We start from the raw sequence: 16,058 nt of genomic DNA on the forward strand, positions 1-16,058 counted from the left end.
AGCCTATCGGTTGCTCTCCTCGGCCTGATGTGGCTCGGGGTGATCCACGCCGCTGCCCTGATCCTCTTCCTCGGGTTCCTCGTCCCCGCTGCTGTCGTCCCCGGCAACGTCGTCGTCGGCAGCGTCGTCGTCGGCGATCTCCTCCCCGGCGGAGCGCCACTCGGGCAGGTGCTGCTCGTTGGGGTCGCGCTCGAACGGGTCCATCAGATCGACCAGGCCGCCGAGCGCGCGCAGCAGGCTCTCCAGCCGCGACGGATCCGCGCCGGGTTCGGCAGCCGCCAGCACCCAGTCGTGTTCCATCCAGACCACGGTGACGTCCCCACCGACCTCCTCGGCGGCATCCACCATGGCCGGTGTCACCTGCGGCCGGGCGGTGGCGACATCGGTGACGAAGGCGTAGCGGGAACCGACGGGGCCGAGCAGGTCCAACCCGGACTCCTGCGGTACCGGTACCTCGGGCAGCCACAGCTCGATCGTGACCGGCATCGGGCGGCGACAACGCACTCCCACCAGCACTGCGACCGTCCTGCCGCCGACCGTCAGGTCGAACACGGAAACCTGGCGACGGCCGTCGGAGGTGAAGGTGGATCCGGCGACGATGTCGGTGGCCACGGCTCCGCTGTACTGCGCGAGAACACCGCGCTCCCATCTGGTCGGCAGTACCTGGTCGCTCTCGGCGTACTGCCAGCCGCGCAGAGTGGCCCACCGGCGCCGTTCACGGTTCTTCGACGTTCGCCGCGTCCGGTCAGTGACCAGCATCGTGGCACCCGCCACGATCGCGGTGACGGCAACGACGAACCAGACCCATGCAGGTATACCCACACCGCGCAGGGTAGTCCGCTGATCGCCGAACACGAAGATCACCGGGGGATGCCACGCCGAATCGCACTATCGACGGATCACTGCGCTGCGCCGATGGGGTCACATCGACTCGGTGCCGGTGTGTTCGTCACCTCATTCGCCGGGAAACGGAAATGCCCCTCCGGCGCGTGACGGTTGCCGCGAACGGTACGTTGCCGGCTTTCCGAGGAGACATGGTGACCACCGAGCAGCTCGCGGCCCCCGACAGGCCGGACGGGCGGCGATCCCCGTCCCGGCGCCGCGCATTACCGCGCGGCGCAGCCTTCTGGCTGGTCGGTGCCGTGTTGTGCGTGTTTCTGATGGCCGCGACCGTGCCCTCCCCGATGTATGCCGTCTATCAGCAGCGCTGGGATTTCTCGGCCACCGTGCTGACCGCGGTGTTCGCGGTGTACGGCCTGGCCATCCTGATTTCCCTGTTGCTGTTCGGTTCGCTGTCCGATCACGTGGGGCGCCGTCCGGTGCTGCTCGGTGCCGTCGTGCTGGAGATCCTGTCCGTGGTGGTGCTGGCGGCCGCTCCGGGTGTCGGGTGGCTCTACCTCGGCCGTGTCCTGCAGGGATTGGCGACGGGCGCGGTGACCAGTGCGGCGAGCGGGGCACTGCTCGATCTCCAGCCACCCGGCAAGCAGCTCGGAGCACTGGTCAATACCGTCGCCTCCTCCGCGGGGCTGGCGCTCGGGGCCGCTCTGGCGGGCGTGCTCGTGCAGTTCGCGCCGGCACCCACCGTACTCGGCTACCTGGTGATCCTCGCCGCGCTCGTCCTGACGTTCTTCGGCGTGGTGGCCATGCCGGAATCGGCCGGATCCGGGACCGTCTCACTGCGCCGGGCGCTGCGCCCGCAACGCCCGAGCGTCCCCGCGGGGCGCCGCGGCACCTTCGCTCTGCTGGCAACGAGCATCCTGGCCTCGTGGACCGTCGGTGGCATGTACCTGTCACTGGGTCCGTCGCTGGCCAGGGAGATGGTCGACGGTACCCCCCACCTCGTCGGCGGGCTCACGATCACCGCGCTGACCGGTACCGGAGCGATCGTGCAGTCGGTGCTGTCCGGCTGGCCGGGGATCCGGGCCGTCCGGGCGGGGACACCGCTGCTCATCGCCGGTCTCGCCGCGCTGACCTGGTCGGTGCTCGCGCACCTTCCGGTGATGTTCCACGCGAGTTCCGTGCTGCTCGGGATCGGCTGGGGGCTGACCTTCATGGGTGGTTTCCGGATGCTCGCCGGACTGGCCACTCCCGAACATCGGGCGGGCACGACGGCGATGATCTACGTCGTCGCCTACCTGTCGATGGGTGTGCCCGCGGTCGCGATCGGTTTTCTCACCACGGCCCTGGGACTGCTCACGGCGACCGTCGTGTTCGGCTCGGCCGCGGCGCTGTTCGCAGCCGTGGCGGGGCTGAGCACGCTGTTGCACGGCTCCGCCCCGGCCCGCACCTGATCGCACCGGGGCGGAGCAGCCTCGGCCGTCGCTGCGGTTTCTGCGGTGTCACCGTGGCTTTGACCCAGCCGGACGAGATGAACGGGACATGGATACCCACCTGCGGGTACTGCCGGTCCGCGCTGATCGCCGAGCAGGGCCGGGAATCCGCACCGGAATCCCGGTGGTGACCCCCGGCCCACCGGAGGTCACCACCTGCCGGAGGTCACCGCGCCGAGACGACGAGCTCCGCATTGTCGTCGGTGACGTCCACGTCGACCTTGTCGCCGTCGCGGATATCCCCGGCCAGCAGCTTGCGCGCGAGCTGGTCGCCGATGGCCGACTCCACCAGCCGCCGCAGCGGGCGCGCACCGAAGACCGGGTCGAACCCGTTGAGCGCCAGCCAGTCCCGTGCCGCGGGCTGCACGTCGAGCGTCAACCGGCGATCGGAGAGTCGGCGAGCCAGGCGGTCGACCTGGATGTCCACGATGCCGGTCAGCTCCTCGGTGGACAGCGAGTGGAACACCACGGTGCTGTCGAGCCGGTTGAGGAACTCCGGCTTGAACTGCCCCCGCACCACCGACATCACGGCCTCGTCGCGGTCCTGTTCGGACAGTGTCGGGTCCGCGATCGCCTGCGAGCCCAGGTTGGAGGTGAGCACCAGGATCGTGTTGCGGAAGTCGACCGTGCGGCCCTGGCCGTCGGTGAGCCTGCCGTCGTCGAGCGCCTGCAGCAGGATGTCGAACACGTCCGAGTGCGCCTTTTCGACCTCGTCGAGCAGCACCACCGAGTACGGGCGCCTGCGCACCGCCTCGGTCAACTGCCCACCCTGGTCGTAGCCGACATAGCCGGGCGGAGCACCGACCAGGCGGGCCACCGAGTGCTTCTCGGAGTACTCGCTCATGTCGATGCGCACCATCGCGCGCTCGTCGTCGAACAGGAATCCCGCCAGCGCCTTGGCCAACTCGGTCTTGCCGACCCCGGTCGGGCCGAGGAACAGGAACGATCCGGTGGGCCGGTCGGGGTCGGCGACACCGGCACGAGCCCGGCGCACCGCGTCGGAAACCGCCCGCACCGCCTCGGCCTGGCCGATCACGCGGGCACCGAGAGCGTCCTCCATCCGCAGCAGCTTGGCGGTCTCGCCCTCCAGCAGCCTGCCCGCGGGGATGCCGGTCCAGGAAGCGACCACGTCGGCGACGTCGTCCGGCGTGACCTCCTCCTGCAGCATCACCTTGTGCTCGCTCTGCGACTCGGTGGCCGACTCGAGTTCCTTTTCCAGCTCGGGGATCCGGCCGTAGCGCAGCTCGGCGGCCTTGCCGAGGTCGCCGTCGCGCTCGGCCCGCTCGGACTCGCCGCGCAGCTGTTCGAGCTGCGTTTTGAGGTCGCGGACCTTCTCGATCGACTCCTTCTCGCCCTGCCACCGCGCGGTGAGCTCGGACAGCCGTTCCCGGCGATCGGCGAGTTCGGCACGCAACGCGGCCAGCCGCTCCAGGGATGCCTCATCGCTCTCGGAGGTCAGCGCCATCTCCTCGATCTCCAGGCGCCGCACCGCCCGCTCGACCTCGTCGATCTCCACCGGACGGGAATCGATCTCCATCCGCAGCCGGGAGGCGGCCTCGTCCACCAGGTCGATCGCCTTGTCCGGCAGGAACCGGTCGGTGATGTAGCGGTCGGACAGCGTCGCGGCCGACACGAGCGCTCCGTCGGTGATGCGCACACCGTGGTGCACCTCGTAGCGTTCCTTGAGTCCGCGCAGAATGCCGACGGTGTCCTCCGGGGTGGGTTCGCCCACGAAAACCTGCTGGAACCGCCGTTCCAGGGCGGCGTCGGTCTCGATGTGCTTGCGGTACTCGTCGAGGGTGGTCGCGCCGACCATGCGCAGCTCGCCGCGGGCCAGCATCGGCTTGATCATGTTGCCCGCGTCCATCGCACCCTCGCCGGTGGCGCCGGCGCCGACGATGGTGTGCAGCTCGTCGATGAAGGTGATGATCCGACCCTCGGACTCGGTGATCTCCTTGAGCACGGCCTTGAGACGTTCCTCGAACTCGCCCCGGTACTTCGCACCCGCGACCATGGACCCGAGGTCCAGCGCCACGACCCGCTTGTTCCGCAGCGATTCCGGGACGTCGCCGGCGACGATGCGCTGGGAGAGTCCTTCGGCGATGGCCGTCTTGCCGACACCGGGCTCGCCGATCAGGACCGGGTTGTTCTTGGTGCGCCGGGACAGCACCTGCACGACACGCCGAATTTCCGCGTCCCGGCCGATCACGGGGTCGAGGTCACCGTTGCGGGCACGCTCGGTGAGGTCCTGGCCGTACTTCTCCAGAGCCTGGTAGGTGCCCTCGGGGTCCGGGCTCGTCACGCGCGCCGATCCGCGCACCTTCGTGAAGGCCTCCTTGAGGGCCTCCGGGGTGGCGCCGTGCCTGCGCAGCAGGTCGGCCACCTGCCCACCCTCGGCTGCCAGCCCCACCAGCAGGTGTTCGGTGGAGACGTACTCGTCGCCCATCTCGGTGGCCAGGCGCTGGGCGTGGGTGAGTGCCTTGACGGCCTCCCGGGACAGCTGCGGGGTCGACACGGTGGAGCCGCTCGCGGCGGGAAGCGCATTGGCGAGCTGATCGAGTTCGGTGCGCACCCGGACCGGATCGGCGCCCACGGCCGACAGCAGCGGTGCGGTCAACCCGTCGCCCTGCGCGAGCAGCGCACCGAGCAGGTGCGCCGGGACGATGTCGGGGTTACCGGCGACCGTCGCGGCCTGCCCCGCCGACGAGATCGCCTGCTGGGTCTTCGTGGTCGGGTTGAAAGCGTCCATCCCTCACCTCATCGCAGCAGCGGCGCGGTGGTTCCACACTCGCGCACCGAAATCCCACTACAAGAAACTTGAGCCTGTACGACTCAAGTATAGCGGCACGAGAGAACGGGGGCGAGCACGGTGGCATGGCACTTCGGAGGACCCGGCATGGCAAGACGAGCAAACCGTCCCGTGGGGGGCAGGTCATCGCCGAGATCGAGGGTGGCAGCGGGCAGTGAGCCGCCATCATCCGCGGGATCGGCCACTGGGATGGTGACGAGTTCCCGTCACCATCTGCGCCCTACGAGTCAGGTGACGAGCTTGACGGGTAATCCGTTGTCGGCAGCATTGCGGGCCAACGCACCATCGAGCGTCCACAGGGTTGTCCCGAGCCGCCGTGCCAGACAGACGTAGGTCGAGTCCGTGGCGTGCCGCCACTGCAGCTGCGCGGTGATCGCTGCGACGTCGGGGCCATCACGAGTGAAATCGAACGGGTGCAGCTGCAGGTCGAAAGCGGCGAGATCATGCCAGGTCCCGGTCACGTCGTGGACTGTGAGCGTACCTTCGAAGACCAGGCGAGCGAGCACGTTGGCGACCTCGTAGGGCAGCACTGCAGGAGCATGGAGCTCCTCTCCGGCATTGAGCCATTCCTCGATGCGGGCTCGTGCCGCAGGTTGATGCTCATCGGCCACCAGCAGAGCAACGATCACGTTGGCATCAAGGACCACGCTCACCGCTCGGCACCGAGATCGGCGCGAGCATCATTCACCAAAGCCACCGCATCGGCCGAGGGCTGCTGGTGAGACCGCCGCACCAGCCGGTCGAGTGCGGCATGTGCAGTTGAACGTCCCTGGGCTGGAGTGTTCCCGCTGAGCCCGGCGTGCACCAACATCCGCGCCAGAGTTCCCGGTCGAACTCGAAGCCGTTCGGCCTGCTCCCTCAATGCAATGTCGTCGGCCTCGTCGAGGCGAACAGTGATAGCTCTCGCCATGAGCACCAGTATAGCACCTGATGATGCAAAAAGATGCGTTTTGCATCAAATGCTCTCCGCGCTGTCTCACCACAGGTGTCTCCACAGCGCGGCGTCCACGCTGCCCGAGTCGGGGCCGCACCCGGCGATATCGGGCATGCCATCGGCTCTGCTGCTCGCCAGGCCGGATGCGGACTACTGGCCGAGCACGGCGGGCACGGAGTCGGACGGGCCATGCACGAGGACCCGCACGTGCCCAACGAAAGCCGTCCATGGTGAGCACACCATCGCGATCACCGAAGAGGGTCCACTCGTGCTCACCGCCCCATGACCCTTACGTCGTCAGGCAAGCGACATCCCGCACCCCCGCTCAAACCAATCCACGCACCTGTCAGTCCTGGCGGACGGCCTGGATGTCGATGTCGATCCGCAGGGTCGTGCCGATCGCCGCGATGCCCGTGCTCAGCGCCTGGTTGAAGGTCATCGCGAAGTCCTCGCGACGCAGTCGCGTCGTGGCGGTGGCCGAGGCGCGAGTGCCTCCCCACGGGTCGGGCCCGACCCCGGTGAACCGGGTGTCGAGCCGCACCGGCCGGGTCACCCCGCACAGGGTCAGCTCGCCGTCGAGATCCCACCGGCTGTCACCACGCGGGGACAGGCCGGTCGAGACGAAGGTGATCTCCGGGTAGCGCTCGACGTTCAAGAAGTCCGCATCGCGCAGATGCTCGTCGCGCGCGGCGTTGGCGGTGTCCACACTGGCGGCGTCGATGCGCACCTCGACCTGCGAGGACTCGATCGGCTCGGCCACCCGGACCTGCCCGGTGAACTCGTTGAGCCGCCCGTGAATGCTGCCGAGCCCGAGGTGCTGCACGGTCGCCATGATCGAGGAGTGCACGGGATCGATCCGCCACATCCCCGAGGCCGGCAGGTCGGCACCGCCCGCACGCTCCAGCTTCAGCACGCCCAGCTCCGCCCCCCCTACCCGGGGACACCACCGCGGTGCGAGCCAGTGGCTGGTACCCGAGCGCGGTGACGATCACGGTGTAGTGACCGGAATCCATGCCGGAAGCGGAAGCCACGCCCTCGTCGTCGGCCTGGATCCGGGCGACCTGCCTTCCGACCGCATCGGTCACGGTCAGCACCGCATCCGGCAACGGCCATCCGGACACCGACTGCAGGTGGGCCGTCACCGCACCGGTACCCGGCGCCGCAGCCTGCGTACCGGCTTCCTCCTGTCCGAGGGTCATGCCCGCTCCTCCTCGTGCGAGTGGTCGAGGGCGATGTCGTGGTCGAGTTCCTCCCCGGCGACCTTCACCGGAGTGGCGAGCGGTGGGTATCCGGTGGCGATCACCGTGTACTCGCCGTCGGGCAGGTCGGTGAAGGTGTAGACGCCATCGGCGCCGGTGACCATGGACGCGGCCACTCTTCCGGCGGAATCCAGCAGGGTCACCTGCGCCTCGGGAATCGCATGCCCCAACGTCGCCGAGCGGATGACGCCGGACAGCCGGACACCCGTCCGCAGCGGCACGTCGACGGTGGTCTCCTGCCCGTCCGGGAGAGCGGCCTGCACGGCCACCGGTCGGTACCCCTGCGCGGTCACGGTGACCGCGTACGAGCCGCCGAGCAGATCAGGCAGCCGATAGTCACCCGCGGCACCGGTCTGCCCGGTGGCGACCACCTCGCCCCGCACGTCGGTCAGCACGACCGTCGCGCCGGACACCGGCACGGTTCCTGCGGAAACCGTGCCGGACAGGACCGCGGCACCGGAAAGTTCCACGTCGTGCCGCACCGGCCGATCCAGCACCGCGACCATCGACGCGGCGGGCTGGTACCGACCCGAGGAAGCGATCAGGACGCAGTTGCCACCACTGCCGGGAGTCATCCGGTAGCGACCGTCCTCACCGGTGCGGGTGCGATCGATCTGACGCCCACCGGCATCGGTCAGGGTGAGCACCACACCGGAAACCGGCTCACCATCCGGGTCGAGCACGGTCCCGTGCACGAACACACCCCCTTCCTCGCCGGGAGGTGGAGAACCCTCGAAGCGGGTGTCGGAGGAGAGCCGGGGTCCGGCTGCGGAAGGACCGCTCACCGTGGGCTGTTCCGCCCGGGGCTCGGCGGAACGGTTCTCGGACGTGTCCACGGGCTCGCCGGAGCCGTCGGCGCTGTTCCGCCGCTCGTTCGATGCGTTTCCGGACTGGTCGCTCGACATCTCGATGGTGGTGCGCAACGGAACCTCCCTGATGAACAGCACCGCGAGGAGCGTGACCACGGAGACACAGGCCGAGATGGCGAAGAGGTCCCCCACACCGGCCCCGTACGCGTGCCGCACGATCTCCTCGATCGGTGCGGGCAGGGCGTTGACGTCCAGTGACATCTGCCCGGAGCCTGCACCGCCACTCGGCGCCCCGGGAAGATCGGCGAGCCCCTCGCGGACGTAGTCGGTCACCCGCATGCCCAGCACCGCACCGAGCACGGAGACACCGGCCGAACCTCCGAGGGTGCGGAAGAAGGTCACCACCGAGGTGACCGACCCCATGTCCCTGGTACCCACACTGTTCTGCACCGCCAGCACGAGGTTCTGCATCAGGCAGCCGACACCGATACCCATGAGCGCCAGGTAGCAGCCCACCAGCACGAGATCGGTCGTGGAATCGATGGTGCTCAGCAGCCCCATCCCGATGATCAGCACGATGCTGCCGCCGACCAGGAACGGTTTCACCCTTCCGACCCAGCGGGAGATGATCTGTCCGGACAGCGTCGAGGACACGAACAGACCGAGCACCATCGGCAGCGTCATCAGCCCCGCATGCGTGGGCGAGTACCCCCGGCCGATCTGGAAGTACTGCGCGAGGAAGACCGCTCCACCGAACATCGCCGTCCCCACGGAGATCATCGCGATGATGGCCAGGCTGACCGTGGGGTTGCGGAACATCCCCAGCGGCACGATCGGCTCGCGGACCTTCGTCTCGATGACCAGCGCGATGATCAGCGCCAGCAGCCCACCACCGACGCAGGCGGCCGTCTGCGTCGAGAGCCAGTCGAACTGCTTGCCCGCCAGCGACACCCAGGCCAGCAGCAGGCTCACGCCGCCGACCAGGAACAGCGCTCCGAACCAGTCGATGGAGACGTCCCGCTTGATCACGGGCAGCTTCAGCGTCCTGCCCAGCACGATGAACGCGATCACCGCGATCGGCACCGTCACCCAGAAGCACCAACGCCAGCCGAGCCAGGGGACGTCGACGATGAGTCCTCCCACCAGCGGCCCGCTGGTGGTGGCGACCGCGAAGGCCGCACCGATGTAACCGCTGTAGCGTCCGCGCTCGCGGGGCGAGACCATCGCCGCGATCACGACCTGGATCAGTGCCTGCAGGCCGCCCATCCCGATGCCCTGCAGCGCGCGGAAACCGATCAGCATCGACATCGACTGGGCGAAGCCGCCCAGCACCGATCCGAGCATGAAGATGGTGATCGCGAGCTGATACAGCACCTTCTTGCTGTAGAGGTCGGAGAGCTTGCCCCAGAGTGGTGTGGTGGCCGTGGAGGTCAGCAGCATCGCCGTGACCACCCAGGTGTACTGACCCTGTGTTCCCCCCAGGTCCGCCGTGATCACGGGCAGGGCGGTCGACACGATCGTCGAACTCAGGATCGCCACGATCAGGGCGAGCATCAGGCCCACCATCGCCTTGGCGACCTGCCTGCGCGTCATCGGCGCGCCTGACGCTTGCGGCTCGCTGCGCTCGGACACCACCTCGTCCGGCGCCGCCTGCTGACCCTGCTGACCTGTCGCGGTCGTCATCGGGCTCCTTCCTGCGTCGAGTGGGTCGGGTCGGTGTGTTCCAGTAGCTCGTGTGCAGCGGTGCGCAGGTCGCGGGAGGCCGCGTGCAGCAGGTTCGTCAGCTGCTGCACCTCGGAGTCGTTCCAGCCGCGCAAAGCGTGGCTGAGCCACTCCTTCTTCTCCCTTTCGAGCGCGGCGAACGCCTGCTCGCCCACAGGGGTGGCACTCAGCAGCGAGATCCGCCGGTCGGCCGGATCCGGCCTGCGCGCGATCATTCCGGCCTGCTCGAGCTGGGCCGCTTGCCTGCTGACCACCGACGCGTCGACGATCCGGTGCTGGGCGAGCTCGCCGAGCGGGGACTCCCCGCAGTGCACGAGCTCACCGAGCAGCCCGGCGGCCGCGTAGGGCAGTGTGTCGTCACCATGAACGGCTCCCCAGTGCGACGCGAGCTGCTTGAGCCCGATCAGAGCCCGCAGCGGGGTGAGCAGTTCCCCGCAGAGGTCGGCATCAGGTTGCATACAACATTCCTTTGGTTGCTACATGCAACTATAATTTATTTAGTTGCTAAAGGCAACTTTCGGGTCGCACCAAGGCGTACGGAGCCCACCGGGGTTATCCGGGGTTGTTGAGCTTCGCCAGCAGGCGAGCGAATTCCCGCAGGTCCGCGGTCGACCAGTTGGCGAACTCGTCGTGCAGGCTCTCGCTGCGCCGCCGGCGAACCTCGTTCAACCTGGACCTGCCCGTTTCCGAAAGCTGGATGCGCCGGGCACGGCCGTCGTCGGGATCCGGCACACGCTCCAGCAGGTCCAGATCGACGAGGGTGGCGATCTGTCTGCTCACAGTGGACTTGTCGAGACCGGTCCGCTCGGCCACGTCCATCCCGCGCAGAGAACCCGCATCGTCGACGAGCAACAACAGGCTGTAGGAGGCCGCGTCCAGATCGGGGTGCACCTCCGCTGCCACGGTCAGGGACAGCTTGCGTGCGCGCCGGAACATCATCGCCAGTTCGCGCTCGACCGCGTCCGCAGCACTACACCGGACATCGCCGTCCTGGTCCTGGTCGCTCACATCCGTGCCTTCCCGTGGGACTCGCCGTCGACGACCAGTGTGCCCGCCCGGTTTGTCGTATCCGGCAGCCCATCCACCCACGGGTGAGGCGGCGGTTCAGTGCCCACCTCCGGTCACCAGGCAAGCGACCCCGGCCACTTACCCACACAGCCGGCACCGCCGCGGGTTCTCACCGCACAGCCTCACCAGGACAGTCCCGACGTGATGGACGGCCTTTCGCCTGATTGACCAGCCCGGGCAAGACGACCAGCTCCGGCGCCTCATTTGGATGCATTGCAAGGCAGCGGGCCACGTGGCGTAGGTGGCTACTCGATGTGGCCTGCAACGCAGCAAGGCGCCAAATGAGGCGCCGGTTCAGTGACCACCTACGCAAGCCATGGGAGACCTCAATTCCGCTGGGGTTCGGGATGATGCCAGGGCCTGGGCATCCCCTTGGCCCCGAAGTAATCTCCGCCCTTGCGCTTGGGGTTGTCCGAGCCCCAGCTACGCTCCCGCTGCACCGGAGCCATCCGGGGAATGTGCTTGCGGCAGTGGATGTAGGCCTCCTCCACCTGGACGACCACCCAGCGCTCGGGGGTACGCCCCCGCTCGAACTCCGCGGAAAGCTGCGGATGGATGGCGCGCAGGTCGGGGTCCTCGACGATGCGGGCCTTACCGTTGACGTGCAACCCGATGAGGTCGGTGACGAAGTCCACCATCAGGATGCCGACGTGCGGGTTCTCGCTGATGTTGCCGAGGCTGGCCATCACGCCGTTACCCCGGTATTCCGGGTAGGCGAGATGGCGATCGTCGAGCACCTCGATGAATCCGCTCCGGCCGGCACGCAGGCTGGAGTCGCATTCACCCCGGGCATCGGCGGTGGCGATGAACATCATGTCCATCCGCGCGACGAATTCCTTCATTTCCGGATTGAGATGATCCAGAACCTGGTCGTCGTAGAAGCGCTTGGCCCGCTGCTCGGTCGAGTAAGCACACTGCAGCAGGTGTTCACCGGATGATCCGGGGAGGCGAACGGTCTGCTCGTGGCCCACGAACGGGTCTTGGGGGTCGGCACTCTCGCCCGGCCGGGTGCGCGCGAAGTGCGGCACGATATGCCGGGTGGGCTGCTCTTCCTGGTGCGCGAGGGCCGTTGCGGGGCGGGTCGGTTCCCCGGCCGGATCGGGCGAGTCGGAGATCTCCAGGTCCAGGAGGTCGTCGGGGGCCGTACCGGTCGGCGGGAGCGGCTCGGGGGAAATGTGAAAGTCGGGGATCACGGCGGACACCGTGCCACGTTCGGGGCACCACGAACCACCGTGTCAATCGTTCCGAACGCACCGAAAACCAAGTACCACTCTGCAGAGTGACCAATAACCGGCAGCGAGTAACCGCGACACACTCGAAAGTGGGATCACGAGACACATTCGGCCGGAAAGGCGTTATGGTGCATCGGGTCGGGGGACGCATATCGGAGAAGACGTACCTGCACAGGTACGCCGCCAACATGGAGAAGACTGCGCGCGAGCCATGACAGCGAATGCCGCTTTGAACCCCGAACCGTCCCCGAACGACGAGGTGTCACCCGGGGTCGACACGATGGTCCGCCTGATCCGCGAGAGCTGGGCCGAGGTCGAGCCGCACACCGAAGAGGTCGCACAGTTCTTCTACGGCATGCTGTTCAGCCTCTCGCCGGCCACTCGCGAACTGTTCCCGGTGAACATGGAGGTGCAGCGCAGCAGGTTGCTGCGTGCCCTCGTACATTTCATCCAGATGGTCGACCGGCCGGACGAATTGCTGCCGTTCCTGCACCAACTCGGCCGGGACCACCGCAAGTTCGGTGTCGTCGCCGACCATTACGAATCCGTCGGTACCGCACTGCTCGCCGCCGTCAAGAAATACGCCGGGGACACCTGGACCGATGAGGTCGAGCGCGCCTGGGCCGAGGCCTACACCGTGATGGCCTCGGCCATGACGGAAGCTGCCGCCGCCGACGAGGGTCCCGCCTGGTACAGCGGCGAGGTCATCCACCACGAACGGCTGAACTGGGACGTGGCGGTGATCCGTGTCCGGCCCGATCAGCCGGTTCCCTACCAGGCCGGCCAGTACGTCAGCATCGAGACGCCGCAGCGTCCGCGGCTGTGGCGCTACATGACCCCGGCCAACGCTCCGGCGGACGACGGGATCCTGGAGTTTCACGTCCGCAACGTGCCGGGCGGCTGGGTCAGCCGCGCGATCGTCGGCCATTCCCAACCCGGCGACCGGTGGCGCATCGGCGCACCGATGGGGCGCCTGACCGTGGACCGGCATTCCGAGCGCGATGTGCTGATGATCGCGGGGGGCACCGGACTCGCCCCCATGCGGGCGATCCTCGACGAACTCGCCCAGTACGGCAACAACCCGCACGTCCATGTCTTCTACGGCGGACGCACCCGAGAGGACATCTACGACCTGGAGAATCTGCAGCGGCTGGCCATGAGCAACCCGTGGTTGACGGTGACTCCGGTGCTGGAGAACGATCCGGACGCCCCGAACGTCGAGCACGGCACCCTCGCCGATGCCGTCACCAGGCACGGCGCCTGGGCCGAGCGGGACGTTCTGGTCAGTGGATCTCCCGCGATGATCCGCGGCACCGTCTCCCGGATGCTCGTTGCGGGCACACCGATCGATCGGATCCAATACGATCCGTTCACTCTGGACTGAACAAGCAGGGCGGTGTATCCGAACACCGGCCCTGCCCGAAGCGCGAACCCGTAAGAACCACCGGCTCAGCGCCTACGCCTGCGATTCGGTTTCCAGACCACCAGCGCCGTCTCCTGCCGAACCGGAACGAGGTCCCGGCGGTAGGAGGCGTGCACCTGCGCGGCCGCCTGCTCGGCAGCCGCGTGGGCGGAAGCCAGTTCCTCCATCAGCTCCTGCACGCGCCCACGCAAGGCATCGACCTGGTTTTCCAGCTCGATGATCCGCTTGATCCCCGCGAGATTGACGCCTTCCTCCTGGGACAGGCGCTGTACCTCGCGGAGCAGAGCGATGTCCTTGGCCGAATAGCGCCGTCCCCCTGCCGCGGTGCGGCCGGGGCACACCAGGCCCAGCCGGTCGTAGCTGCGCAACGTCTGGGCGTGCAGCCCGGAGAGCTCGGCCGCAACCGAGATGACGAACACCGGTGTGTCCTCGGTGGCTCCTGCCGGGAAACCGGCCGGAGTGCCGGTTCCCGGCGGCCATCCCCGTGCGGTCATGCCGAGCCTCCGAGCAGTTCGTGCAGTTCGGACCGCGGGTCATGGTCGGCAGTGGCCTGGGCGTACGCCTCCAGAGCCTCGGAGGCCTTCCCGTTCAGTTTGGACGGAACAGCCACGTGCAATGTCACCAGCATGTCCCCGCTTCCGCCGTCCTTCTTGCCGATGCCCTTGCCGCGCACCCGCAACGTGCGGCCGCTGCCGGTACCCGGCGGAACCTTCACGGACACTTTCCCGTCCAGAGTGGGCACGGTCAATGTCGTTCCCAACGCCAGCTCGGGGAACGTGACGGGCACGGTGATCGTCAGGTCGTGACCGGAGCGCCCGAAGACCCGGTGCGGGTTCACGTGCACCGTGACGTAGAGGTCACCGGCGGCCGCGCCCTGGCGGCCCGGCTCGCCCTGCCCGGCCAGCCGGATCCGCTGACCGTCGGAGACACCCTGCGGGATGCGGACGGTCAACGTCCGGGTGCGGGTGCTCACACCCTCACCGCGGCACTCCTGGCACGGGTTGTCGATGATGCTGCCCCGGCCACGGCAGTCCGGGCAGGGCTCGCTGAACGCGAACGCACCCTGGTTGCGGTTCACCAGTCCCGCACCCGAGCAGGTCGGGCAGGTGCGCGGCCGAGTACCGGGGTGTGCGCCCGAACCGTGGCACGTCGTGCAGGTCGCCGGGCTGGACAGCCGCAGCGGCACGGTGGCCCCGTGCACCGACTCGGCGAAGTCGATGCGGACCTCGGTCTCCACGTCGGACCCTCGCCGGGGGCGGTTCGCGCTCGCCGTACCGCCGCGCCGATTGCCGAACAGCCCACCGAACAGGTCACCGATGCCGCCGGTACCGCCCTGGGCGCCCCCGAAGAGGTCACCGAGGTCGAACCCGCCGGCCCCACCGGCTCCGCCCGGGCCACCGAATCCGCCGAAGCCGCCCTGGCCGCCTCCGCCGAACCCGCCGGAGCCGAACAACGAGCGCGCCTCGTCGTACTGCTTCCGTTTCTCCGGGTCCGACAGCACGCCGTACGCTTCGGAAACGGCCTTGAACTTGCTTTCGGCGCGACTGTTACCGGGGTTGGCGTCGGGATGGTTCTCCCGCGCCAACTTCCGGTAAGCCCTCTTGATCTCGTCCGCCGAAGCGTCCGAAGAGACGCCCAGCTCGGCGTAGAAATCCTTGTCCAGCCATTCCCTGGCACTCACCGGACGCCCCTCCTTCCGCTGAAGATCAACCTTCTCGTGCCGGATCGCCGTCGGCGTCGACGACGTCCGGCTGGTCCCCGGCGGGCGAATCCGCAGCGGGGGAGTCCTCGGGCTGCTCCGGCTCGTAGTCGGTCACCGCGACCATCGCGGATCGCAGCACCTTCTCACCGAGGCGGTAACCACGGCGCAGCACCGTGGTCACCGTGGGCCCGGCCACCTCCGGGGAGGTGCCGTGCTGAACGGCCTCGTGCACGGAAGGATCGAACTCCTCGCCTTCCTGGCCGAAGGACTCCAGGCCCGCGCTGCCGAGTGAGCTCGTGAGCTTGTCGGCCACCGCCTTGAACGGCCCCGTCAAGTCACCGTGCGACTCGGCTCGCTCGAGGTCGTCGAGCACGGGAAGCAACTCACCCGCCACCGATGCCTTCGCGCTCTCGATCACCGACTCCCGGTCGCGATCGACGCGCTTGCGGTAGTTGGCGTACTCGGCGGTGACCCGCTTGAGGTCCGCGGTGAGCTCGTCCACCCGGCGCTGGAGTTCGTCCTGCTCGCCGGCCTGTTCGGACTCACCGGAGTCGCCGGACTCGTCTGCCACCTGAGCGAGCTCGTCATCCAACGTTCCGGACATGCTTTCCGTAACCTCTTCGGTCTGCCCACCGGCGGGCTGCTCCCCGTCGGCCGGGGACCGGCGCTCGCCCGTTTCCGGGTCGATCCGGCGCCGGTCCCGCACCACCACGGGCTCCTGTTCACCTTGCTCTCGCGGTGTCTCCGGACTGTCCGCGTTGCCTGGCCTG

The 16,058-nt window shown here is 68.3% G+C and carries 12 protein-coding genes and 2 pseudogenes; 3 read left to right on the forward strand and 11 right to left on the reverse strand.

Annotated features, from left to right (window positions below):
* Nucleotides 1–3 precede the first annotated feature (3 nt).
* Nucleotides 4–822, reverse strand: a complete 819-nt coding sequence (locus tag DFQ14_RS02395) for a type III secretion system chaperone family protein (RefSeq protein WP_246195753.1) — start codon at nucleotides 820–822, stop codon at nucleotides 4–6.
* Between the two features lie 215 nt (nucleotides 823–1,037).
* Between DFQ14_RS02395 and DFQ14_RS02400 the strand changes: the two genes are divergently transcribed.
* Nucleotides 1,038–2,291, forward strand: coding sequence for an MFS transporter (locus DFQ14_RS02400; protein WP_114451561.1), 1,254 nt, complete (start codon nucleotides 1,038–1,040; stop codon nucleotides 2,289–2,291).
* Nucleotides 2,292–2,496: 205 nt separating this feature from the next.
* Here the strand turns inward: DFQ14_RS02400 and clpB are convergent, their stop codons facing one another.
* Together clpB and DFQ14_RS02410 are read right to left on the reverse strand one after the other, a co-directional pair.
* Entirely contained in the window at nucleotides 2,497–5,079 is a 2,583-nt protein-coding gene (gene clpB / locus DFQ14_RS02405) for an ATP-dependent chaperone ClpB (RefSeq protein ID WP_114451323.1), read from the reverse strand.
* A 287-nt stretch (nucleotides 5,080–5,366) separates the two neighbouring features.
* Nucleotides 5,367–5,792 (reverse strand): type II toxin-antitoxin system VapC family toxin, encoded by a 426-nt coding sequence (locus DFQ14_RS02410; RefSeq protein ID WP_114451324.1) that lies wholly within the window; start codon nucleotides 5,790–5,792, stop codon nucleotides 5,367–5,369.
* A gap of 347 nt (nucleotides 5,793–6,139) precedes the next feature.
* On the opposite strand from DFQ14_RS02410, the pseudogene DFQ14_RS02415 reads away from it, so the two are divergent.
* A pseudogene (locus DFQ14_RS02415) lies at nucleotides 6,140–6,301 on the forward strand (M24 family metallopeptidase); the annotation flags it as partial.
* Nucleotides 6,302–6,419: 118 nt separating this feature from the next.
* Here DFQ14_RS02415 and DFQ14_RS02420 read toward each other — a convergent pair.
* From DFQ14_RS02420 to DFQ14_RS02440, 5 genes and pseudogenes are all read right to left on the reverse strand, one after another.
* Nucleotides 6,420–7,272, reverse strand: a pseudogene (locus DFQ14_RS02420) (YceI family protein).
* Complete coding sequence (locus tag DFQ14_RS02425) at nucleotides 7,269–9,824, reverse strand: MFS transporter (RefSeq protein WP_114451326.1); 2,556 nt, start codon at nucleotides 9,822–9,824, stop codon at nucleotides 7,269–7,271. Before DFQ14_RS02425 ends, DFQ14_RS02420 begins: the two are co-directional and overlap by 4 nt.
* Complete coding sequence (locus DFQ14_RS02430) at nucleotides 9,821–10,321, reverse strand: MarR family winged helix-turn-helix transcriptional regulator (protein WP_114451327.1); 501 nt, start codon at nucleotides 10,319–10,321, stop codon at nucleotides 9,821–9,823. The genes DFQ14_RS02425 and DFQ14_RS02430 overlap by 4 nt, the downstream gene beginning before the upstream one ends.
* Nucleotides 10,322–10,415: 94 nt before the next feature.
* Nucleotides 10,416–10,871, reverse strand: a complete 456-nt coding sequence (locus DFQ14_RS02435) for a MarR family winged helix-turn-helix transcriptional regulator (RefSeq protein ID WP_246195754.1) — start codon at nucleotides 10,869–10,871, stop codon at nucleotides 10,416–10,418.
* Nucleotides 10,872–11,257: 386 nt separating this feature from the next.
* The gene (locus DFQ14_RS02440) at nucleotides 11,258–11,902 is read right to left on the reverse strand and encodes a pyridoxamine 5'-phosphate oxidase family protein (RefSeq protein ID WP_420810128.1); all 645 of its coding nucleotides are present in this window, start codon (nucleotides 11,900–11,902) and stop codon (nucleotides 11,258–11,260) included.
* A gap of 472 nt (nucleotides 11,903–12,374) precedes the next feature.
* Between DFQ14_RS02440 and DFQ14_RS02445 the strand changes: the two genes are divergently transcribed.
* Complete coding sequence (locus DFQ14_RS02445) at nucleotides 12,375–13,547, forward strand: globin domain-containing protein (protein WP_420810118.1); 1,173 nt, start codon at nucleotides 12,375–12,377, stop codon at nucleotides 13,545–13,547.
* A gap of 65 nt (nucleotides 13,548–13,612) precedes the next feature.
* Here DFQ14_RS02445 and DFQ14_RS02450 read toward each other — a convergent pair whose 3' ends face one another.
* Genes DFQ14_RS02450 through grpE form a run of 3 tightly spaced genes read right to left on the reverse strand, consistent with a single transcriptional unit; the run spans nucleotide 13,613 to nucleotide 16,000 of the window.
* Nucleotides 13,613–14,080 (reverse strand): heat shock protein transcriptional repressor HspR, encoded by a 468-nt coding sequence (locus DFQ14_RS02450; protein ID WP_114451328.1) that lies wholly within the window; start codon nucleotides 14,078–14,080, stop codon nucleotides 13,613–13,615.
* A complete protein-coding gene (gene dnaJ / locus DFQ14_RS02455; protein ID WP_114451329.1) occupies nucleotides 14,077–15,267 on the reverse strand; it encodes a molecular chaperone DnaJ in 1,191 nt (396 codons plus the stop codon). The genes DFQ14_RS02450 and dnaJ overlap by 4 nt, the downstream gene beginning before the upstream one ends.
* A gap of 25 nt (nucleotides 15,268–15,292) precedes the next feature.
* A complete protein-coding gene (gene grpE / locus DFQ14_RS02460; protein WP_246195756.1) occupies nucleotides 15,293–16,000 on the reverse strand; it encodes a nucleotide exchange factor GrpE in 708 nt (235 codons plus the stop codon).
* Nucleotides 16,001–16,058: the final 58 nt, after the last annotated feature.

Origin of the sequence: Halopolyspora algeriensis, from assembly GCF_003337235.1 — a bacterium.
Taxonomy (GTDB): Bacteria; Actinomycetota; Actinomycetes; order Mycobacteriales; family Pseudonocardiaceae; genus Haloactinomyces; species Haloactinomyces algeriensis.

Coding starts and splice junctions, on each gene's coding strand:
- clpB (WP_114451323.1), bottom strand. CDS start 5,079: ATGGACGCTTTCAACCCGACCACGAAGACCCAGCAGGCGATCTCGTCG.
- DFQ14_RS02425 (WP_114451326.1), bottom strand. CDS start 9,824: ATGACGACCGCGACAGGTCAGCAGGGTCAGCAGGCGGCGCCGGACGAG.
- DFQ14_RS02430 (WP_114451327.1), bottom strand. CDS start 10,321: ATGCAACCTGATGCCGACCTCTGCGGGGAACTGCTCACCCCGCTGCGG.
- DFQ14_RS02445 (WP_420810118.1), top strand. CDS start 12,375: ATGACAGCGAATGCCGCTTTGAACCCCGAACCGTCCCCGAACGACGAG.
- DFQ14_RS02450 (WP_114451328.1), bottom strand. CDS start 14,080: ATGACCGCACGGGGATGGCCGCCGGGAACCGGCACTCCGGCCGGTTTC.